Source organism: Pantoea dispersa (assembly GCF_014155765.1).
Classification (GTDB): domain Bacteria; phylum Pseudomonadota; class Gammaproteobacteria; order Enterobacterales; family Enterobacteriaceae; genus Pantoea; species Pantoea dispersa.
The window spans coordinates 53,660-74,623 of record NZ_SCKT01000002.1; the positions used below are offsets into that span (position 1 = coordinate 53,660).

14 protein-coding genes are annotated in these 20,964 nt (G+C 58.4%); 6 read left to right on the plus strand and 8 right to left on the minus strand.

The genetic code is table 11. The annotated features are described in order from the left end of the window. Nucleotides 1-81: 81 nt before the first annotated feature. The gene (locus tag H7K56_RS06925) at nt 82-1,731 is read left to right on the plus strand and encodes a methyl-accepting chemotaxis protein (RefSeq protein ID WP_150360347.1); all 1,650 of its coding nucleotides are present in this window, start codon (nt 82-84) and stop codon (nt 1,729-1,731) included. 81 nt (nt 1,732-1,812) lie between these two features. Here H7K56_RS06925 and alsS read toward each other — a convergent pair whose 3' ends face one another. Next, on the minus strand, nt 1,813-3,492 hold the full coding sequence (alsS, locus tag H7K56_RS06930; protein WP_021509428.1) for an acetolactate synthase AlsS: 1,680 nt from the start codon (nt 3,490-3,492) through the stop codon (nt 1,813-1,815). Between the two features lie 14 nt (nt 3,493-3,506). Beyond that, nucleotides 3,507-4,289, minus strand: coding sequence for an acetolactate decarboxylase (gene budA, locus H7K56_RS06935; protein ID WP_031280091.1), 783 nt, complete (start codon nt 4,287-4,289; stop codon nt 3,507-3,509). Between the two features lie 104 nt (nt 4,290-4,393). Here budA and H7K56_RS06940 point away from each other — a divergent pair, with 104 nt between their 5' ends. Next, nucleotides 4,394-5,275, plus strand: a complete 882-nt coding sequence (locus H7K56_RS06940; RefSeq protein WP_150059021.1) for a LysR family transcriptional regulator — start codon at nt 4,394-4,396, stop codon at nt 5,273-5,275. Between the two features lie 496 nt (nt 5,276-5,771). Then, nucleotides 5,772-7,553: a bifunctional diguanylate cyclase/phosphodiesterase gene (locus tag H7K56_RS06945; protein WP_150360268.1), complete on the plus strand. Its 1,782-nt coding sequence runs from the start codon at nt 5,772-5,774 to the stop codon at nt 7,551-7,553. A 118-nt stretch (nt 7,554-7,671) separates the two neighbouring features. On the opposite strand, the gene H7K56_RS06950 is transcribed toward H7K56_RS06945, so the two are convergent. From H7K56_RS06950 to malT, 3 genes are all read right to left on the minus strand, one after another. Next, on the minus strand, nt 7,672-7,959 hold the full coding sequence (locus tag H7K56_RS06950) for a type II toxin-antitoxin system RelE family toxin (RefSeq protein ID WP_021509424.1): 288 nt from the start codon (nt 7,957-7,959) through the stop codon (nt 7,672-7,674). Then, nucleotides 7,959-8,198 carry a type II toxin-antitoxin system antitoxin RelB gene (relB, locus tag H7K56_RS06955; RefSeq protein WP_058759167.1) on the minus strand — a complete coding sequence of 80 codons (240 nt, stop codon included), beginning with the start codon at nt 8,196-8,198 and terminating at the stop codon, nt 7,959-7,961. Before relB ends, H7K56_RS06950 begins: the two co-directional genes overlap by 1 nt. 127 nt (nt 8,199-8,325) lie before the next feature. Next, the gene (gene malT / locus H7K56_RS06960) at nt 8,326-11,028 is read right to left on the minus strand and encodes an HTH-type transcriptional regulator MalT (RefSeq protein WP_150360269.1); all 2,703 of its coding nucleotides are present in this window, start codon (nt 11,026-11,028) and stop codon (nt 8,326-8,328) included. A gap of 276 nt (nt 11,029-11,304) precedes the next feature. Here malT and malP point away from each other — a divergent pair, with 276 nt between their 5' ends. Next, on the plus strand, nt 11,305-13,707 hold the full coding sequence (gene malP / locus H7K56_RS06965) for a maltodextrin phosphorylase (RefSeq protein ID WP_150360270.1): 2,403 nt from the start codon (nt 11,305-11,307) through the stop codon (nt 13,705-13,707). 8 nt (nt 13,708-13,715) lie between these two features. Beyond that, nucleotides 13,716-15,785 (plus strand): 4-alpha-glucanotransferase, encoded by a 2,070-nt coding sequence (gene malQ / locus H7K56_RS06970; protein WP_150360271.1) that lies wholly within the window; start codon nt 13,716-13,718, stop codon nt 15,783-15,785. Nucleotides 15,786-15,879: 94 nt separating this feature from the next. On the opposite strand, the gene malM is transcribed toward malQ, so the two are convergent. From malM to malK, 3 genes are all read right to left on the minus strand, one after another. Beyond that, complete coding sequence (gene malM / locus H7K56_RS06975) at nt 15,880-16,791, minus strand: maltose operon protein MalM (RefSeq protein WP_058781477.1); 912 nt, start codon at nt 16,789-16,791, stop codon at nt 15,880-15,882. Between the two features lie 114 nt (nt 16,792-16,905). Further along, a complete protein-coding gene (locus H7K56_RS06980; RefSeq protein ID WP_021509418.1) occupies nt 16,906-18,207 on the minus strand; it encodes a maltoporin in 1,302 nt (433 codons plus the stop codon). A 41-nt stretch (nt 18,208-18,248) separates the two neighbouring features. Continuing rightward, entirely contained in the window at nt 18,249-19,358 is a 1,110-nt protein-coding gene (malK, locus tag H7K56_RS06985; RefSeq protein WP_150360272.1) for a maltose/maltodextrin ABC transporter ATP-binding protein MalK, read from the minus strand. Nucleotides 19,359-19,719: 361 nt separating this feature from the next. Here malK and malE point away from each other — a divergent pair, with 361 nt between their 5' ends. Next, nucleotides 19,720-20,910: a maltose/maltodextrin ABC transporter substrate-binding protein MalE gene (gene malE, locus H7K56_RS06990; protein ID WP_165899346.1), complete on the plus strand. Its 1,191-nt coding sequence runs from the start codon at nt 19,720-19,722 to the stop codon at nt 20,908-20,910. Nucleotides 20,911-20,964: the final 54 nt, after the last annotated feature.

The window sequence follows — 20,964 nt, forward strand, 5'->3', positions numbered from 1 at the left end:
AATAACCTTTTGTGATGTGATGCCGATTAACGCTGTGTTGTTGTGTTCTTCCTTTTAAACTTTTTTCCAGGTAAACAGATGATGAATATTACTCAAAGACTTACCCTGGCTTTCATTTTGCTCTCAGCTTCACTGGTGGTGACGGGTATTATTTCTGTGCGACTGCTGGGCGGTTTTCAGGACCGTTTTGAATACGTACAGGCTAACGCAATTCCTTCTATTCGCGATTTATCCGAGCTGATCGATCGCAGCAATAAACTCTCTCTGTCGCTATATAAGCATCAAAGCCAGACTGACAATGCGCGCATGCCGCCGGTCGAGAAAGAGATCGCCCAGCGCCTGGCCGATATTAAAACGCTGGCAGAATATTATTTAGCCAATGATATCTCCAGCGACGAAGACAAGCAGATCACCATTAAAGGCCTGGCGACGCTGCGGCTGGTGGAGTCGCGGTTGCCGGCGTTTCTTGCTGCTTCACATGCTCATCAGGATGACGTAACGCTCGGCATGCTGGAAGCCGAAAGCGGTATTGGCGGCGCCATCAGCCAGTTAAAAAATGATTATCGCCAGCAGATGGCGCTTAATTTGTCGCTGGGTGACGGCTTGCGCGTGGTGAACCAGGAGATCTATCACCGCACATTCTGGGGATTGAGTGCCGGGGTCACGCTGACACTGCTGTTACTGGGTACGCTCACCGCGTTAACCCTGATGCGCATTCGTCAGAGCCTGAAAGCAATTGGGCAGGTGATGGATCACGTTGGCAGCAGCCTTGACCTGAGCGTCACCGCCGATGACAGAAAAAAAGACGAAGTCGGCAACATGGCCCGCGCCTTTAACCAGCTGCTTGACCGGGTTGGCAGCGCGCTGGCGCAGGTCAGTACCGCTTCTCACGCCGTCAGTTCGGCGTCGGCACAAATCGCCGCGGGTAATGAAGATCTCTCTTCCCGAACCGAGCAGCAGGCCGCCTCGCTGGAACAGACGGCGGCCAGTATGGCGGAACTGAGCGAAACCGTGCGTCAGACGGCCGACAATACCCGCCAGGCCAATCGTCTGGCCGGTAACGCGACAGAACTTTCAGACGCCAGCGCGGTGTCGCTGGGCAATATGCTCAGCACCATGGCGGAGATCCGCTCCAGTTCGAAAAAAATCACCGAAATTGTCACGCTGATCGAAGGCATTGCCTTCCAGACCAATATTCTGGCACTGAATGCTGCCGTCGAAGCGGCGCGCGCCGGCGAACACGGCAAGGGCTTTGCGGTGGTCGCGGGTGAAGTGCGCAATCTCTCGCAGCGTTCAACCCAGGCGGCCAGGGAGATCAAACAGCTTATTGATACCTCCTACAGCCTGGTGGAATCGGGTGCGGTACAGGCCGAAGCGGTGGAAGAGAACATGACAGGACTGAAAACCGCGTTCCGTCAGGTGAATGACCTGGTAAGCGAAATCGCTGCCGCCGCCGAAGAGCAAAACACCGGCATCTCGCAGGTGCACCTGGCGATTAATCAGATGGATGATGTCACGCAGCAGAATGCGGCGCTGGTAGAGGAGGCTTCTGCCGCATCCGCGTCATTGCAGGATCAGGCGCAAACTCTGTCCGGCCTGGTGAATCAGTTTTCACTGGCCGGGTCCGCGCGACCTGCTGAGCGCCCGAAAACGGTCTCCGCGCTGAAACGTCCGGCTGCTGTGCCCGTGGCCGCCGGGCACGGCATGGACGCGGACTGGCAGAGCTTTTAACCCAATACGGCCAGCCAGGGGCTGAATAGCGCATTATTCCGGACCGCCGTGACGTTGACGGCCGGTCCGGACTGGAGCCGATCAAAGCAGCTGGCTGAGGTGCAGCTGCCCCATCAGCAGCGGGTTATCGCTGTAATCTACCGGGATGGCCACCACAGCCGGTCCTTCCACCTCCATCGCCCGCCGCAACGTGGGTTCCAGTTCAGCTGCGCTGTTCACCGAAAATCCAGCGGCACCAAACGCCTGCGCGTAAGCTTTGAAATCCACCGGCCCGAAGTTCACACCGGAGACGCGCTGGTATTTCTTCTCTTCCTGAATCGCCACCATGTTATAGCCATTGTCGACCCAGATGATGTGCAGAATATTGGCCTTTAACCTGACGGCGGTTTCCAGCTCCATGCTGGATTGCAGAAAGCCGCCGTCGCCCGACACCGAAACCACTTTACGGGACGGATCGACCAGCCAGGCGCCAATCGCCCACGGCAGCGCCACGCCCATGGTTTGCTGCCCGTTGGAAATCATGATTTGCCGGGCGCGGAAGCTGTAGAGATAACGGGCAATCCAGATATGAAAACTGCCCATGTCGACCGTCAGGCTGACGTCACTGTTAATGATGTCCTGCATCGCCCGGACGATACGCAGCGGATGCAGGGCGAACTGATCGAGGCTGGCACCCTGCATCGCCAGCAGCTGACGCTGTTGCTGGCGGTCCTGCAGAATGGTAGCGGCAGCGTCGCTGAGCTGCAGCGGTGACGTGATTTGCGCGGCGATTTTGCGCACTGTCCCGGCGATATCACCTACCAGCTCAGCGTCGGGCTGATAGTGGTTATCGGTCTCGGCGGGCAGCACGTCGATGTGCACCAGCAAGGCGTTGCTGCTGTTCCACATGGCCGGTTCATACTCGACCGGGCTGTAACCAATGGTGATAATCAAATCCGCCTGCTGGAGCAGGCGGTCACCAGCCTGATTGTTAAACAGGCCAACCCGCCCGGCAAAGCGTGAGAAGTGCTCCTGCCGCACCGCGCCCGCCGCCTGATAGGTGCTGGTCACCGGAATACGGCTTTTGCTCAGCAGTTCATGAATCGCCGCGCTGTTCTCCGGCTGGCTGGCCATCAGGCCCAGCAGAATCACCGGATTTTTCGCCCGCGCAATCTCGCGGCTGACGGCATTCACCAGCGCGTCGGGCGCAGCGCCCAGCGTGATGTGTCCTGAACGCTGTAACAGGCTGCCTGACACCGGCTGGTCAACAATGTCCTGCGGCAGACTGAGGAACGATGCGCCGCCGCGCCCGTTTTCGGCATGGCGAAACGCGTTCGATACGCACTCCGCGAGCGCCGAGGCATCAGTGACTTCTACGGCAAATTTGGTCACCGGGCGAAACATCGCCACCGTATCCATACTTTGATGCACCTGTTTGGCACTGTCGGAGCGCTTAACCGCCCCGCCGATCGCCACCACCGGATCGCCTTCGCTGGTGGCGGTGGCCATGCCGGTCACCAGGTTTGAGCAGCCGGGCCCGGAAGTCACCAGCGCTACGCCGGCGTGGCCGGTCAGACGACCCATTGCTGCGGCCATAAACGCCGCGTTAGCCTCATGACGCACCGGAATCAGCTGAATGGAAGAATCTACCAGCGAATCAAACACCTTGTCGATTTTGGCACCGGGAATGCCAAAAATATGGTTTACGCCCTGCGCTTCCAGCTGAGCGACAACCAGGTCTGCACCACTGTTCCACAGCGTCTGGGTTTTAAGCTGTTTCATGATCACCTCTGCGATTAACTTTCGACGGAACGGATCGCGGCATCCAGATCCTGAGGATTGAGATCGGCCTGTAAAAACTCGCGATCCTGTGGCAGGTCGACCACCAGCTTGCTGATGGCACCAAACGTCAGCGTGCCCTGCTCCAGCACATAATCGAGGATATGCCCGCCGCCCTGACGATCGTCGGTGATGAAGTGCTCGTGATAGCCGGCGACGTTAATCCCCTGCATATATTGCGGCGTGCGGAAACCAATCAGCTCACCGTCGCGCTGGCGAAAATCGAAGGTGGGCTGATTGCCGAGCACTTCCGGCATCGAGCGATACGGGCGGCACTGGCAGGGAACGGTGCGCGTCTGTACCGAGGCAAAGCGACCGCTCAAACGCAGCGCGCAGAAATGGTTATCGGAGGTGATGATGCGATCAATCACCTGATGGACGTCATCGCGCGTGGCGGTATGCGCAAAGCGGTGCTGATGTTCCGGTTTGAAGAAGGTCATCACGGCGAACGGGGTTTGTTGTTCAGGCCGTGCCGGGCTGGCGCTGCCATCGGCGCGCAGCTGATAAACCTGCCGGTCAAATGCCACCAGTTCTCCATCCAGCTGATTGAACGTGCCGAGGCCAAAATCGCCCTTCTGTAACAGCTGCGCGACGGTGGTTGAACCGTCATAGACGCCGTTGAGCAACGCACTCATCAGGGAGGTCTGATAGATAACCTTTTCTGGTGATTGCTGTCCCAGTTGAGTGACGGATGCCTTTAGCTGATCTTCGCATGAACAATCAGATACAAAGTTACACATTTGCTGCCTCACAATCAGATAGTTAAGCCGTGTTAATATCATGGTGGGCTACATGGCTCACATAATCCAATAGTGAAAACTGCCAACTTCGAGACGTTTTTGATATGGAACTTCGCCACCTGCGTTATTTCGTTGCCGTTGCTGAAACGCAGCACTTTACCCGCGCCGCCGAGTTGCTGGGCATGTCGCAGCCACCGCTCAGCCAGCAAATCCAGCGGCTGGAGCACGAGATCGGCACGCCGTTGCTGAAGCGCCTGACGCGCGGCGTGGAACTGACCGATGCGGGCCGCGCGTTTCTGCCCGATGCAATAGCGATTGTGCAGCTGGCCGATATGGCGCTGGAAAAGGCGCGCGGCGTGGCGCGCGGCATGAGCGGCCAGATGTCACTGGGTTTTGCCAGCTCGGTGGCGTTTGGCGCGCCGGTGTTTGATCTGATTCGCGCCTTCAAAACGCGCTACCCGGCGATGGAGCTCATCACCCGGGAAGAGAACATGGCGCTGCTGATGCAGGACTTAGGGGAAGGTTTGCTGGATGCGGCGTTCATTCGTCTGCCGTGTGAGAGCAGTAAGGCGTTTAACCTGAAAGTGATCGCTACCGAGGAGATGAAAGTGGCGCTGCCGGCCAGCCATGCGCTCAGCCAGCAGCAAAGTGTTGCGCTAACGCAGCTGGCCGAAGAATCACTGATTATTTTCCCGCGCGAGGTGGCGCCCAGCCTGTACGAATTAATCGTCAGTGCCTGTCTGCGCGCCGGCTTTGATGCAACACGCTTTCAGCAGGCTCCGCAGATTACCTCCTCGCTCGGCATGGTGGGCGCAGGCTGCGGGATTGCGCTGGTGCCGGCTTCGCTGTGCTGCGTCAACAATCCACAGCTGGTATTTCGTGACATTGAAAACAATACGCTGTTCACCGACATTGCCTTTGCCTGGCGGCGTAATCATCCAGCCAAAACGGTGTTACACCTGCTGAGTTTGCTTAACGGGGAATAATTTGATGGGGAAATCTGATGTCTGTGGTGACAGAGCGGACTGAACAATACGCTTATATAACATTAGCCGGGATAATAAATATACCGGCAGGTGCGTTTTTATCAGGATAATAATACGCAGCGATACTATTATTTTGCTCATCAATCACTAAAAATCAGCATTATTACCCGACTCACCCTGCCAGAAATTAATAACGTCTTCATTGGCAATGTCTAATACCTGCACCTTCTACTTAATTAGAGTTAGCAGTAAGGACGCGTAACCTGTTATCTATCAGACTGATAAAAATATTACGATAAATTATCAGAATCGTCGCTGCTTAAAAATTTCGTTAAAGAAAATAAAAATGACAGATGCCGGTGTTAAGCCTACCATGAGAAAGACCATTATAATATTTACGCTTATTAACCACGCCAGCGGCAGGGTGTTGCAGGCCGCATACTGTACTTTTTGCTGTTAAATTTCGCACCGGAACCAGGCCGGCGCGGAGGAAATTATGCTGATGAATTTCAACGGTGACGATGATCGCCGCGCACGGGCATTGAAGGCGCTGCGCAGTCGCGACGAAAGCCGTGACGACGTATTGCAAAACTTTGTCCGGCTGACCAGTCAGGCACTGGGTATTCCAGGTAGCTTTGTCTCCGTTCTGGATGATGAACATCAGCATATCTGCGCCGCCCACAATTTTGCGCTGGAGCACTCGTCCCGCGAGGACTCGCTGTGCCGCCACGCCGTAGACAGTGACGGCGCGGTAGTTATCTCCGACACCCTGCTGGATGCGCGTTTTGCCCGCCATCCGCTGATCATCGGTGCCCCTTTTATCCGCTTTTACGCCGGTGTGCCGCTCAGGCATCGCGATGGCTATGTGCTGGGCACGCTGTGCGTCACGGACGTCGCGCCACACGCGTTCAGCGCTGATCAGGTGAAGGTATTACAGCTGCTGGCCGATCTGGTGATGTCCTTCCTCGAAGCGTGGCACTGCGCCGGCTTCACCGATCCGGTCACGGCACTGCCTAACCGCCAGCGCCTGATTCGTGACCTGCAGCGTCTGGCCTCCATCGGGGACCGGACGCCGCAGCGGCTGATCCTGATCGACTGCATTGATATGCCGCGCGCCTATGAGCTGGCGCGCTCCATGGGCATGGGGCCGGTGGAAAGCCTGCTGAAGCACGTCACCACGTTACTGCCTTTGCGCCTGCAGCCCGGTGCGGACGACATCATTTATACCGTCGCCACCGGGCGTTTTGCGATTCTCACCATGGACAACAGCCCGCTGACCGCCGCATCGGTGGCAGAAAACCTGGCAGGGATCAGCGCGGATTTGGACGCGGGCATCTCTGTCGCCCTCACCTGCTTTACCGGCGAGGTCATTTTCATTCCAGCAGAACTTCGCGCGCAGGAAGTGCTGCGCCGGGCGGTGAGTGCGCTGCATGAGGCGATTGGCAACCGGGTGCCCGCCATGAGCTTCAGCCTGGTAGCCGATCAGCGCCGCACTCAGGACTTTCTGTTGATGAACGATCTGGCTGCGGCATTGCAACAGGATCAGGGCCTGTGGCTGGCGTTCCAGCCGAAGATCTGCCTGAACAGTGGCCGGCCCGTTGGCCTGGAGGCACTGGTGCGCTGGCGGCATCCGCAGCGCGGCGAACTCGCTCCCGATCTGTTTATCCCGCTGGCGGAACAGACCGAGCTGCACAGTGCTTTAACCAGCTGGGTGACCGACAAGGCGATTGCCAGGTTAAAACGCCTGCAGCACAGCCCCCTCCAGCTGCCGGTGACCATCAATATCAGCAGTCGCGACTTCTCTGATCCCGGCTTTGCCGATGCGCTGGAAACGAAGATGCTGCAGGCCCGCCTGCCGACCTCGCTGCTGGGCATTGAATGTCTGGAGACCGAGCAGATTATTAACAGTCCCGCCGCGCTACAGGGGCTGGAGATGCTCAAGCTGCGTGGGTTTGGCATCTCGCTGGATGACTTTGGCACCGGCTACAGCAATATCGGCTATCTGCGACGGATGCCGCTGGATGTGATCAAACTTGATCGCGCGCTGATCAGCGAAATCGCCTCAGACACCGCGTCGCGGATTATCGCGCGCAGCATCATTACCATGCTGAAACAGCTGGATTACACCGTACTGGCTGAAGGCGTAGAGAATGTCGACACCGTTGCCGCGCTGGCGGAGTACGGCTGCGATCAGGCGCAGGGTTACTTTTATGCGCGCCCGCTGCCGGAAAGCGAGCTGGATGCGTGGCTGACGCGCCAGCTCGCGGCACAAAGCTGAGTTATGGTTCAGTGTACGCCGGGGAGCGTCTGGAGCAGAGTCAGTGGCAATACGATGAGTCTGTTAGCTTAAAGCAGAATGATACTTCAAAGGTGAAACAGAAATACCTGGCTTAGTTTTAGAGAATGCGCTTCACGGCCTCGTTATAAACCTCCGCGCGTTCTCTTTTACCAACCGAAATCACGAAAACCACCACCTTCTCGTCTATCACCTGATAGACAAGGCGATAACCTGAAGACCTGAGCTTTATTTTGTAGCAGTCAGGCATACCGCGAAGCTTGTTCGCTTCAATACGGGGTGCCTCAAGTACTTCAGCCAGCTTTTTTTTTAATTGTTCACGTACCGTCGAGCCCAGCTTTCGCCATTCCTTTAGTGCCCGCTCGTCAAAATCCAGAAAATAGGCCATCAAAGGTCATCCAGCGTCACACGAACTGGCTTAGGATTGCGAAGCCGCTCTTTCACTATTTCGACCAGCTCAGCATCTTCGTCGCTCAGCAGTGTCTGTTTGAACGGTAAACGTTCATTTTCGGCGATATACTCAAGCATGAGACGAAGCGCTTCAGAGGGAGTCACCCCCATTTTTTCAAGCGCAGCGTAAGAACGTGCTTTGAGTTCATCATCAATACGCAGGTTGATGCTGCCCATGTCCTACACCTCTTGTAAATACAAATGTCATTACAAGTATTTCACTCCCTAATGCATATATCAAGTCATGCCCAGCGTTATACGCGCTCTGCGAGGTAATGAGATTCACCGCAACACGACTTTTGCCTTAAACGTAGCCCATCAGTTTCAGCATTGACTGCGCCTGGTGCATCGCTTCGGCGCGATGGGTGACGCCCAGCTTCTGGTACAGATTACGGATATGAGTTTTGATGGTGGTAGCCGCGACGTCCAGCTCGCCGGCGATCTGATCGTTGCTGTAGCCGGAATAGATCAGCCCCAGCACCTGCCATTCTCGTTGCGTCAGCGGGCTGGTGCGAATCAGCTCCGGCACATCCGGGTGGTTCAACAGCCGGCTGACGAAGCCCTCATCGAAATGGGCAAACTTATGCCGGTGATACTTATTGATCTCACTGAGAATGCGCCGGGCCCGATGCTGATCGAGTTCGCTCAGCGTATTAAGCTGAATTAACTGGCGCAGCTGCTGCGCCATCATTTCGCCCTCAATCACGAAGTGGCTGACGAAGCCGGTGCTGCGTGCCAGCTTCAGCGCTTCGATCAGCGCCTGCTGTGCCTCTGCTTTGCGCGCGGTTTGCCAGTAGATTTGATTCAGCAGCAGCAGGTTACGGTTTAAATCACTCATCAGCCGCAACGCATTCGCATTTTCATTCAGCTCATCGAGGATCACTTCGGCCTGGCTGAGATTGCCCAGCAGGATCTGCGCCCGCGCCACATTGCGCCACTGGCCCTGCAAAAAATGATTGTTGGCAAAGGCGGGTTTATCGGTATGGCGCATCCAGTGGCTGGCGCTCTGCGCATCGCCCGTCATCTGCCAGTAGATCAGCCGCACTTTGTCGGCGTTGGCAATCCAGTCGCTGTGCAGCACGCCGTTATTCATCAGGTTTTCCAGCCGGCTGAGATAGCTGCGCGCATTATCCAGATTGCCGCGTGCCAGCGAGCACTGAATCAATAGCCCAAGGCACTGGATTTGCTGCTGGGGCGGATAGCCTTTCAGGACTTTGATGCCTGCGCGCGCGGCGTGTTCGGCCTCATCCAGCCGGCCCCACGCCCACATCAGCTGCGCACGGATGCGCAGTAAAAACTCGTGCAGCGGGATGTTCGCCAGATGCTGTTCACTTACCAGCACAAACGCTTTTTCCTGAATCTCCCACGCTGATTGTAAAAAGCCCTGCGCGAACAGGATTTCGCTCTGCTGAATCAAACTCCACAGCGCGTAGTGCCAGGCTTCATCGCGGCGCGCCATCTGTTCGGTTTGCCGCATCAGCGCCAGCGAGTTGGTCAGGTCACCTTTGCAATGCATCACTTCGCCGTGCACTGAGGTGGCCACAATGCGGCTGTAGCGACGCGTTTCCGGCAGCGTTTCCAGCGCCAGCCGTGCCAGTCGCTCTGCTTCGTCGGCGTTGCCGTGATTGATGGCCACCTGTGCGCGCACCGCATTGAATTCGCCCTGCAGCGCGGCGTCAATTTCGCAGTCGCAGCCTTCCTCAAAGCGCGCCAGCAGCCGGTTAACTTCGGAAAATCGATGCTGGCTCTGCATCAGCCAGGCCTGCAGCAGTACCAGTTTCGGACTGGCCAGCAGCGTGCGCCACGGCAGCGTATTCAGCGACTGCTCCAGCAGCGCCAGTTCACTGCGGTTGAACAGCGTCCACGCGTGCTGCAGCAGCACGTCGCGCAGCATATCGGTATCGCCGGACGCCAGCGCGTGATGAATCGCCTCGCCGGGAAAACCCTGCGCCATCCAGCTTTGCGCGGCCGCGCGGTGAATGGCCGGTAGCTCGCTGGCCAGCTCCCATTCGCAGCGCTGACGCAAAAAGCTGCCGAACAGCGGGTGATAGCTGAACCACTGTCCTGAATCATCCATGCGCTGAATAAACAGCCCCTGACGTTCAATTTCTTCCAGCCGCATGCGCCCGTTGTCTTCACCGGTCACGCAGGCGACCAGCGCATCATTCATCGACTGCAATAACGCGCTCTTCAGCAAAAAATGGCGCGTGGCGGCATCGACGTTATCCAGCACTTCCTCGACCAGATAATCAGAAAGGTGGCTGGCATTAATACCGGAGAGCCGGCGAGCGGAGTCCTGCGCCGACGCCGCGCCCTGACGGGTGGAGAGTGCGATCAGCTGTAACGCGGTCGCCCAGCCTGCTACATCATCACACAGACGGTTGCTCTCATCCGGCGCGAGCGGCGCACTCAGGCGGCAGTCGAAGAACTGTTTCGCCTCCTGATGGGTGAAGGCCAGCTGCTGGCTGCCCAGCTCCAGCAGTTGTTCACGCACGCGCAGATTAGCAATACCCAACTGCGGCAGATTGCGGGACAGCACCACCAGCGTCAGGTTATCCGGCTGATGGCGCAGGAAAAAGCGCATGGCTTCATGCACGGCGGGATTAGTGATGTGATGATAATCATCGATGATCAGCCACAGCGGCTGCTGCCACGCGGCCAGCTCATTGAACAGCTGGGCGAACAACGCATTAAGGTTCACGTACTGACGCTTTTGCGCCAGCGTCTCGCTGCGGCTGCATGCGCCGCGGGTAGCCTGCTGCAGCGCGGCGATCAGGTAATCGGCGAAGCGCTCCGGCTGATTGTCGCCCTCGTCTAATGAATACCAGCCCAGCTCGCTTTTATCAGCCGCCCACTGCGATACCAGCGTGGTTTTGCCGTAGCCCGCCGGGCTGGCAATCAGCACCAGCCGGTAATTCGCCGCTGCGCTGAGCTTTTGCAGCAGACGATCGCGAGTAACCGTGCTTTCAGGACGAACGGGACGACTCAGTTTTGAGGGTATCAACATGGGCGCACGCTTCTCCGTTAACGTTCAGCGCATCATTTTTTTACGCTTCGTAATTAATAGTCATACACGTTCGGAGATTCGGTTACTGAATGCAAGCGAACTGATTAGTTACGCTTTACAAAAGCGAGTGTTATCACACTCCTGCCGCGCTTTCAGATTTACCTCAGCCTCTCCACCCTCCCTGTCCTCCCCGCGGAATTTTTTACAGGAGGAGGTAGCCGCCTGGCGGCAGCGTCACACTGCCTGTAACCCTATTTATTCGACTGGAGTTTCCCTATGGCACTGCCCACATTTGACCCTGACCGTTTTTCTGCCGCGCTGGTGCGCCAGTGGCGACGTTTTGGCCTGCCGGATGTGCAGGAAATGAGCCCCGACCAGTGGTGGCATGCGCTGAGCGGCGCGCTGGCCGAACTGCTGGCGGATATACCGGTGCAGCCGGCCGCTGGCGGACAGCGCCACGTTAATTATCTGTCAATGGAGTTTCTGCTGGGCAGGCTGACCGGCAACAATCTGCTGAATCTCGGCTGGTACGACGGCGTTAAAGCGACGCTGGCCGCAGCAGGCGTGACGCTGAGTGACGTGCTGGAGCGTGAAACCGATCCGGCACTGGGCAACGGCGGTCTGGGACGGCTGGCCGCCTGTTTTCTCGATGCGATGGCGACCACCGGCCAGCCTGCGCTCGGCTATGGCCTGAACTACCAGTACGGTCTGTTTCGCCAGCATTTTGTCGGGGGCGCGCAGCACGAACAGCCGGATGACTGGCAGCGCGATCGTTATCCCTGGTTTCGCCACAACGCGGCGCTTGACGTGCAGGTCGGACTGGGCGGCAGCGTGACCACCATTGACGGCGTGGCGCACTGGCAGCCTGCTTTTGTTGTGCAGGGTGAAGCCTGGGATCTGCCGGTGGTCGGTTTCCGCAACGGCATCACGCAGCCCTTGCGTCTGTGGCAGGCAAAGCATGCCCGACCGTTTGATCTCCAGCGTTTCAATAACGGCGATTTTCTGCGTGCAGAACAGCAAGGCATTGAGGCGGAAAAACTGACCAAAGTGCTCTACCCGAATGACAACCATCAGGCAGGCAAAAAGCTGCGTCTGATGCAGCAGTATTTCCAGTGTGCCTGTACGCTGGCGGATATTCTGCGCCGTCATCAGGCCGCGGGGCGAGCCATCGAAACGTTAGCGGATTATGAAGTGATCCAGCTGAACGATACCCATCCGACGCTGGCCATCCCGGAGCTGTTGCGCCTGCTGCTGGATGAGCACCGGCTCAGCTGGCAGGACGCATGGCGCATTACCCAGCGCACCTTCGCCTATACCAACCACACGCTGATGCCGGAAGCGCTGGAGTGCTGGAGCCTGCGCCTGGTGCGCAGCTTGCTGCCGCGCCATGTGATGATCATCAATACGCTCAATGCGCAGCTAAAACAGCAGGTTGAGGCGCGCTGGCCGGGCAATCAGGCGATCTGGTCAAAACTGGCGCTGGTGCACGATCAGCAACTGCGCATGGCAAATCTGTGCGTGGTCGGCAGCTTTGCAGTCAACGGCGTGGCGGCGCTGCACTCGCGTCTGGTGGTACAGGACCTGTTCCCCGAGTATCACGCGCTGTGGCCGGAGAAGTTTCATAATGTCACCAACGGCATCACACCGCGTCGCTGGATCAACCAGTGCAATCCGGCGCTGGCGGCGCTGATCAACAAAACGCTGCAGCGTCCGTGGCTTAACGATCTCGATGCGCTGCAGGATCTGTCGCCATTCGCCGATGATGCCGCCTTCCGCGCCGAATATCGCGCCATTAAGCAGCACAACAAGCAGGCACTGACAGAGTGGATCGCCGACCGAACCGGCATTGCGGTGCAGCCTGATGCGCTGTTTGACGTCCAGATCAAGCGGCTGCACGAATACAAACGGCAGCACCTGATGCTGCTGCACATGATTGCGCTGTGGCAAACGCTGGTCAGCGATCCGCAGGCCAATCTGGCTCCGCGCGTGATGCTGTTTGGTGCCAAAGCGGCGCCGGGTTATGCGCTGGCAAAAAACATCATCTTCGCCATCAATAAAGTGGCGGAAACCATCAACCACGATGCGCGCGTTGGCGACCGGCTGAAAATTGTTTTTATCCCTGATTACAACGTGTCGGTTGCCGAGCGCCTGATCCCGGCCGCCGATCTCTCGGAGCAGATCTCGACTGCGGGCAAAGAAGCATCCGGTACTGGCAATATGAAGCTGGCGCTGAACGGCGCACTCACCATCGGTACGCTGGATGGGGCCAACGTTGAAATCGCGCAGCAGGTGGGTGAAGAGAATATCTTCATCTTTGGCCATACCGTAGAGCAGGTCAGCGCGCTGAAACAGGCCGGTTACTCGCCATTGAACTGGCGCAGTAAGGACGCGCAGCTGGATCGCGTGCTGACCGCGCTGGAAGATGGCACCTTCAGTAACGGCGACCGCACGGCGTTTAGCGATCTGGTCAACAGCCTGGGCGCGCAAGGCGGCGATCCTTATCTGGTACTGGCAGATTTTCGCCACTATCTCAACGCGCAGCAGCAGGTTGAAGCGCTGTGGGCCGATCCTGAGGCCTGGACGCGCGCCGCAATCCTCAATACCGCGCGTTGCGGCATGTTCAGTGCCGATCGCGCCATTCGTGACTATCAGCAACGTATCTGGCAGGCCAGCCGCTAAGGAACGCCATGAAACCCAAAGATGCTCTTGATCGCCGTGCTGACGCGCTTATTGCTGCGGAATATATTGATGCGCACGGAAAACCGCGGCAGATTTCTGCTCTTACCCAACAGCGTCTCGCTGCGCTGATGCAGGCCCCTGCGAACGGCTCCGCACCGCTGCCGCCGGTGGTGATTTTTTATGTCGGACAGCCACTGAGTCTGGCACCGGTGCTCAGCGCCGACGCGGAATGGCAGCTGACGAGCGAAAGCGGCGAAAACTGGTCCGGGCGCTGCCAGCCGGGTGAAGCGTTGGTGTTGCCCGCGTTGCCCGCCGGTTATCACCAGCTGACATTGACCCAGAAGTTACAGTGTCACTGTTGCCCGATTATAGTGGCACCCCGCCGCTGCTACGAACCTGCGGAACTGCTGGCGGGCGAATCGCTGTGGGGCAGCTGTATTCAGCTGTATACGCTGCGCTCTGCGGCTAACTGGGGCATCGGGGATTTCGGCGATCTGCGGCAAATGATCGCTGAAACCGCGCGGCGCGGCGGCGCGTTTGTCGGGCTCAATCCGCTGCACGCGCTGTTTCCTGCCGCACCGGAGAGCGCCAGCCCTTACAGTCCCTCTTCCCGGCGTTGGCTCAACATCCTCTATATCGACGTGGGCGCTGTGGCAGATTTTGGCCTCAGCGACGCGGCGCAGGCCTGGTGGCAAGCTGAGGAGACGCAGCAGGCGATTCGGGCAGCGCGTGACGCCGCGTGGGTGGATTACACTGCCGTCACCCGGCTTAAGTTGCAGGGACTGCGGCTTGCCTGGCAGCAGTTTCGCCGGCGCACGGCAGATGATGGACAGGCGCAGGCGTTTGCGGAGTTTGTGCGTGCCGGGGGCGACAGCCTGCTGCATCAGGGGCTGTTTGATGCGCTGCACGCGGCGCGCAGCGCCCAGGATGGCACGGGTTATGGCTGGCAACACTGGCCGGGCGAATGGCAGCAGGCGAACAGTGCGGCAGTGCTGGCGTTCCGCATCGAGCACAGCGACGAGGTGCGTTTCTACATGTGGCTGCAGTGGCTGGCGGCAGAGCAATTCGCCGCCTGCTGGCAGCTGTGTCAGCAGCAGCAGATGGCGATCGGGCTGTATCGCGACCTGGCGGTGGGCGTGGCGGCGGATGGCGCGGAAACCTGGCGCGATCGGCAGCTTTACTGCCTGGACGCCAGCGTTGGCGCGCCGCCGGATATCCTCGGTCCGCTCGGTCAGAACTGGGGATTGCCGCCGATGGACCCGCAGGTGATGGCCGCGCGCGGCTATGAACCATGGATCGCCCTGCTGCGCGCCAGCATGCGCGACTGCGGCGCACTGCGCATTGACCATGTGATGGCGCTGCTGCGTTTATGGTGGATACCGAAGGACGAAAGCGCGGCGCACGGTGCCTATGTGCACTATCCGGTGGATGATTTGCTGGCGATTCTGGCACTGGAGAGCCAGCGCCATCGTTGCATGGTGATTGGCGAGGATCTGGGCACCGTGCCGGAAGCCATCGTTGATAAACTGCGCGACGCCGGTGTGTACTCCTACAAAGTGCTCTACTTTGAGCAGGAATCGCAGCGCCACTTCCGCGTGCCAGCGACGTGGCCGCGTCAGGCGATGGCCGTTACCACCACTCATGATATGCCGACGCTGCGCGGCTGGTGGCAAAGTGACGATTTGCGGCTGGGCAGTGCGCTGGGGCTTTACCCCGATCGGGCGATTCTCGCTGGCCTGCATCGCGATCGGCGCCTGGCTAAACAGGCGTTGCTGCGTACGCTGTTGCGCAGCGGTGATCTGCCGCCGCGCCGCCGCTTCCGGCGGGCCAGCGTCCGCATGAGTCATCAGCTTAGTCAGGCGATCCATCGCTATCTGGCCCGCAGCCAGTGTGCACTGCTCGGTTTGCAGCCGGAAGAGTGGCTGGATATGGCACTGCCGGTCAACGTGCCGGGCACCGTCGATCAGTATCCCAACTGGCGACGTAAGCTAAGCGTAACGCTGGAAGCGATGGCGGAGGATGACAGAATCGATGCGTTGCTGACGGCGGTACAATCACGTCAGCGTCAGCGTAAGTAGCACGAAACCGACCTGCTGCGTGCAGGTCGGAGTGCCATAAAAAAGGTGCGCCGAAGCGCACCAGGTGGGGCAACTCAGCACTGTCGGGGCAGTTTCACCCCTTGCCTTTAACACTGCTGATAAAGGTTTGCCGCGCCGATGTCGATCCCAGACGCTCCGCTTCATCCAGCAGCTTCAGCGCTTTATCGATATTGCCCTGTTGCACCGCTTGACGAATGCTCTGATTGAAATAGCTTTCCGTCTCATTCACCAGCGGTGCCGGTTCAGGCGCTGGCGCGCGCGCCGTCGTGGCGGCCATGGCCGGCCGGGTGCTGCCAACGGTGACAGCGGCAGGCGCGGCTGAGCCAAACAGCGGGCCGACCAGAATCGACGAGCCGGAACTGGTTGCTACTTTCAGTTTGATTTTGCCGTCGCGACTGTGACGCGCCACCGGATCGGGAATATCCGGTACCGCATGGCCGGTGCCTTTGGCATAAGCTTTGGCCGGATCCAGCAGCGTCGTGGTCTGGGTTAAATCCTGGTCGGTGGTGAACACCAGCAAATAGATCTTCTGCTGGCCCGGCACCGGCGTCAGCTTCATCACCCCTTCCAGCCGGTCGGCGCTCATCACGCCGGGCTGCTGATAGCTAAAGAAGCGGCTCGGAAACCACGCGGCCGGCTGCAGGTTTTCATCCAGTACCAGCACATTTGGCGCAAAGACCTGATTGTGTACCACCTCGCTGCTTAGCGTAACCGTCAGCTCGCCCTGATTGGCAGGCAGGCTGTAAGCCGCGATGGCCCCTGTTAAGCCACGTACATCCAGCGGCGTTGCGCTTTGTGTCAGCGTGGTGGTTTGTGCACGCGTTGCATCCACCGGCTGCCAGCTGAGCTGCTGCAGCCGGGCGGTGGGAATGGCGGGTGCCGCGGAAAGATCCTGCGGTACCAGATTGATGTCGGCCTGAACTGGCATAATGACGCCGGTCAGCAGCGCGCTGCTCAGGCAGAAGGCGATAAGATGTTTTTTCATTGTGTTATCCCAACAAGTTGTCAGGCAGCGGCGTAGGCCAGGCAATGGCCGCCGCTGTCCGAAAACGCCGTGCGTCTGCCGCACGGCGGATGTTTGCTTAACCTGCGCAGCGCCTTACCACCAGATTTCCATCTGTGCGCCGAAGGTCCACTCATCGTTGTCGCCACGGCTGTTGGTGAACAGACCGTTGCCGCTGCTGTCCGCCGCGGCCAGCGACGTGATATCGCCGGAGGCGTCTTTGCTGTAGCCCCACTTCTCATCCCATTTGGCGTAGGTGGCGAACAGGCGCAGCGCCGGACGTGACCAGATGCTGTCGCCAGCCTGCCACTGCTGCGCCAGGGTGATTTTGTACTGACCGTTGCGTTCGCTGACCTGCTGTGACTTGACGTTGTCATAGCCTACTTCCAGCAGGGTGCTCATGATCGGCGTCCATTTGTACATAGGACGTACGCCGACGGTGTACCACTCAGTTCCGCGGTTGTTATCCAGATCGACGTTCTGGTACATCGCCACGTACATCAGATCCCAGCGATCGGCCAGCGAGATCGCACCGTGATCGAGGATGCGGTACATCTTGCCGTTGTTATTGATGTTGCTGCCCTGTGGCAGGCCTTTGCCCTGCGAGGTCAGCGCATCAGTGGCGTACTGCAGCACAAACTTGTTGTAGCCTTTCAGCATGCTCTGCGTGTGTTCCGCGGTGAACATCCAGCCATCTTTCGACGCGCCGTCGTCTAAGCGATAGCCGTCACGCGCGTTGGCGCGGCCATAGTCGACACCCAGTTCCAGCACGCCATTGGGGTTAGTTTCCATGCCGGCGAGACGCACATCAAAAACGTCATTGGCGGTACTGGTGGCGTAATCACGGATCTGGTCACTGGAGAAGGTGTAAGAGCCGCCCGCTTCGGAAGAGCGCGTCGCGGCGAACGAGAGCTTACCAAACCCGAGATCGACATCTTCCAGACCGGCACCCGGACCGGAGATATCCCAGTAGTAGAAGTCGATCATGTGAACATCATGACGCTGATAAAAGCGTTTACCGGCCCAGATGGTGGAACCCGGCAGCGCATCGATCAGGTTTTTACCTTTCACGTTGGCTTCACGGAAGGCCGGTGAGGTCGCTTCCCAGTCATTCTGCTGGGAAACGGAATAGGCGACGTTGGTATCGAAATAGAAACTTTTATCGCCCTCTTTCCACACTTCCTGGCCCAGTTTCAATTCAGCATAGGTTTCACATTCGTTGCCCAGACGGTATTTGCTTTGCGCGCCGGTAGCCTGAAAGCACTGTTGCTCGCCGCCGCTGCCGGTCCAGCCGATACCCGAACGGGCGTAACCCGTAAAATCGACCGCCATGGCTTGAGCGGAGAGCGTACCCGCTGCGATGGCAATCGCGACGGGAAGTTTGCGCAGAGTTAACATTTTCTATCTCCTGAGGTCATTGCTTTTATTGTTTTGCAGGGCTAAACACCGGGTTCCTGATGCAGCCTGCGGCAGGCGCTCCCGTCCTCGCGGAACAGGTGACAACGCTCCGGCGGCAGGCCAATACCCATCAGGGCGCCCTCTTCTACCAGCACCACGTCCTCCTGGCGATACACCAGGTTCTGACGAATGGCGGGGATCTGGATATGGATTTGCGTCTCGTGGCCGAGCTGCTCAACCACCTGCACTTCGCCCTCCAGCGTGACATCGGCGATGTCGCTGGAGAGCAGATGTTCCGGACGAATACCCAGCGACATGTTGCTGCCGACCTGGACGCCGGCGCTCTCCACCGGCAGCCATACAAGCTGATCGTTGGGCAAACGCACCTGCACCTGATCGATGGCGGTGGCGGTCACTTTGACGGGCAGAAAATTCATGCGCGGCGAGCCGATAAAGCCGGCAACGAAGCGGTTAGCGGGATAGTGATAGAGTTCGAGCGGCTTACCGACCTGGGCGATGCGACCGGCGTCCAGCACCACGATCTTGTCGGCCAGCGTCATCGCTTCGATTTGATCGTGCGTAACGTAAATCATGGTGCGCTTCAGGCGTTTATGCAGGCGTGAGATTTCAATGCGCATCTGTACGCGCAGCGCGGCATCAAGATTGGACAATGGCTCGTCGAGCAGAAACACACGCGGTTCGGCCACCAGCGTGCGCCCGATGGCCACGCGCTGCCGCTGTCCGCCCGATAGCGCTTTGGGTCGCCGTTCCAGCAGGTGCGCCAGCTGTAACACCTCCGCCACCTGATTGACGCGCTGCTGGATCTCAGCACGCTTTACGCCAGCCAGCTTCAGGCCAAACGACATGTTTTCGGCCACCGAAAGGTGCGGATAAAGGGCGTAAGACTGAAACACCATGCCGATACCGCGCTCAGCGGGCGGAACATCGTTCATACGCTGACCGCCAATCAGCAGATCGCCGCGAGTGATGGTTTCCAGGCCGGCGATCATGCGTAACAGCGTTGATTTGCCGCAGCCGGATGGACCGACGAACACCACAAATTCCCCGTCGCCGATCTCCAGATTGATGTCTTTTGATACCTCGGTATCACCCCAGGCCTTGGTGACATGGTGTAACGCAACGCTCGCCATGATGCTTTCCTCTTCGCAGGCTCATGCTTGCCTGCAGCACCGCAGGCAGACTCCGGCGACCACTATGGGCAGGCGCAGACGGCGCAGCATCCTCCACCGTGTGGGTTTTTACTGGGGGATGAGGCGGGAGGAGGAGTACGCGCACGCCAGCCGCGCCGGCGCGACGTTCACGGCAATTTTGTGAGCTGTCACGCAGAGCTGACGCGTCAATAGTGTGCGCCAGCGCGTATTAAGGCGCTGTTTTGCAAGCGCGATCACGGCTTAGTGCCGTTGGGCGTAGAGCGCAGGAGGATGAGGAAATGGCATAACGCCGCACAATGATGCCACTAATGATTTCCGCTTCCGCTAACAGGATGGAGTTATGACAATGAAAACCGGCGCACGCGTTCTGGCCCTTTCCGCCCTTACGGCCGTACTGTTTTCGGCTTCGGCCGTGGCCAAAATTGAAGAAGGTAAACTGGTCATCTGGATCAATGGTGATAAGGGCTATAACGGCCTCGCCGAGGTAGGCAAAAAATTCGAGCAGGACACCGGTATCAGCGTGACGGTCGAACACCCGGACAAAATGGAAGAGAAATATCCGCAGGTTGCCGCCACGGGTGACGGTCCGGACATTATCTTCTGGGCGCACGATCGCTTTGGCGGCTATGCCCAGTCAGGGCTGCTCGCCGAAGTCACGCCGGATCAAAACTTCCAGCAAAAGCTGTTTCCGTTTACCTGGGATGCAGTGCGCTTCAACGGCAAGCTGATTGGCTATCCGGTGTCTGTGGAGTCGCTGTCGCTGATTTACAACAAAGATCTGCTTCCCACCCCACCGAAAAGCTGGGAAGAGATGGCGGCGCTGGATAAGCAGCTGCGCGCCAAAGGCAAGAGCGCCATCATGTTTAACCTGCAGGAACCCTATTTCACCTGGCCGCTGCTGGCCGCCGGTGGCGCCTATGCTTTCAAAAAGACCGATAGCGGCTATGACGTGAAAGATACCGGCGTCGACAACGCCGGCGCGAAAGCAGGCATGCAGTTCCTCGTCGATCAGGTGAAAGCCAAAATCCTTAATGCCGATACTGACTATTCGATTGCCGAAGCGGCCTTCAATAAAGGACAAACCGCGATGACCATCAACGGTCCGTGGGCGTGGAGCAATATCGACAAAAGCGGCATCAACTACGGCGTTACGCTGTTACCGACGCTGAACGGCAAGCCGACCAAAACCTTTGTCGGCGTACTGAGCGCGGGCATCAACGCGGCCAGTCCTAATAAAGAGCTGGCCAAAGAGTTTCTGGAAAATTACCTGCTAACTGACGCCGGTCTCAACGCGGTTAACAAGGACAAGCCGCTGGGCGCGGTCACCCTGAAGTCATTCCAGCAAACGCTGGAGAAAGACGCGCGCATCGCCGCCACCATGAACAATGCGCGTAATGGCGACATCATGCCTAACATCCCGCAGATGGCGGCCTTCTGGTATGCGATGCGCACCGCGACGCTGAATGCGCTGAGTGGTCGTCAAAACGTCGATGCGGCGCTGAAGGATGCGCAGGCGCGTCTCAATAAGTAAAGCTGTTACGGAGCCGACGGCTGTCGGCTCGCCACTGGCTGTTAAGGAACACCG

Excerpts from the sequence above, each read along its gene's own strand:
- alsS (WP_021509428.1), bottom strand. The coding sequence starts at position 3,492 with ATGAAACAGCTTAAAACCCAGACGCTGTGGAACAGTGGTGCAGACCTG.
- H7K56_RS06950 (WP_021509424.1), bottom strand. The coding sequence starts at position 7,959 with ATGGCCTATTTTCTGGATTTTGACGAGCGGGCACTAAAGGAATGGCGA.
- H7K56_RS06925 (WP_150360347.1), top strand. The coding sequence starts at position 82 with ATGAATATTACTCAAAGACTTACCCTGGCTTTCATTTTGCTCTCAGCT.
- malK (WP_150360272.1), bottom strand. The coding sequence starts at position 19,358 with ATGGCGAGCGTTGCGTTACACCATGTCACCAAGGCCTGGGGTGATACC.
- H7K56_RS06945 (WP_150360268.1), top strand. The coding sequence starts at position 5,772 with ATGCTGATGAATTTCAACGGTGACGATGATCGCCGCGCACGGGCATTG.
- malM (WP_058781477.1), bottom strand. The coding sequence starts at position 16,791 with ATGAAAAAACATCTTATCGCCTTCTGCCTGAGCAGCGCGCTGCTGACC.
- malQ (WP_150360271.1), top strand. The coding sequence starts at position 13,716 with ATGAAACCCAAAGATGCTCTTGATCGCCGTGCTGACGCGCTTATTGCT.
- malT (WP_150360269.1), bottom strand. The coding sequence starts at position 11,028 with ATGTTGATACCCTCAAAACTGAGTCGTCCCGTTCGTCCTGAAAGCACG.
- relB (WP_058759167.1), bottom strand. The coding sequence starts at position 8,198 with ATGGGCAGCATCAACCTGCGTATTGATGATGAACTCAAAGCACGTTCT.
- malP (WP_150360270.1), top strand. The coding sequence starts at position 11,305 with ATGGCACTGCCCACATTTGACCCTGACCGTTTTTCTGCCGCGCTGGTG.
- H7K56_RS06940 (WP_150059021.1), top strand. The coding sequence starts at position 4,394 with ATGGAACTTCGCCACCTGCGTTATTTCGTTGCCGTTGCTGAAACGCAG.
- H7K56_RS06980 (WP_021509418.1), bottom strand. The coding sequence starts at position 18,207 with ATGTTAACTCTGCGCAAACTTCCCGTCGCGATTGCCATCGCAGCGGGT.
- budA (WP_031280091.1), bottom strand. The coding sequence starts at position 4,289 with ATGTGTAACTTTGTATCTGATTGTTCATGCGAAGATCAGCTAAAGGCA.
- malE (WP_165899346.1), top strand. The coding sequence starts at position 19,720 with ATGACAATGAAAACCGGCGCACGCGTTCTGGCCCTTTCCGCCCTTACG.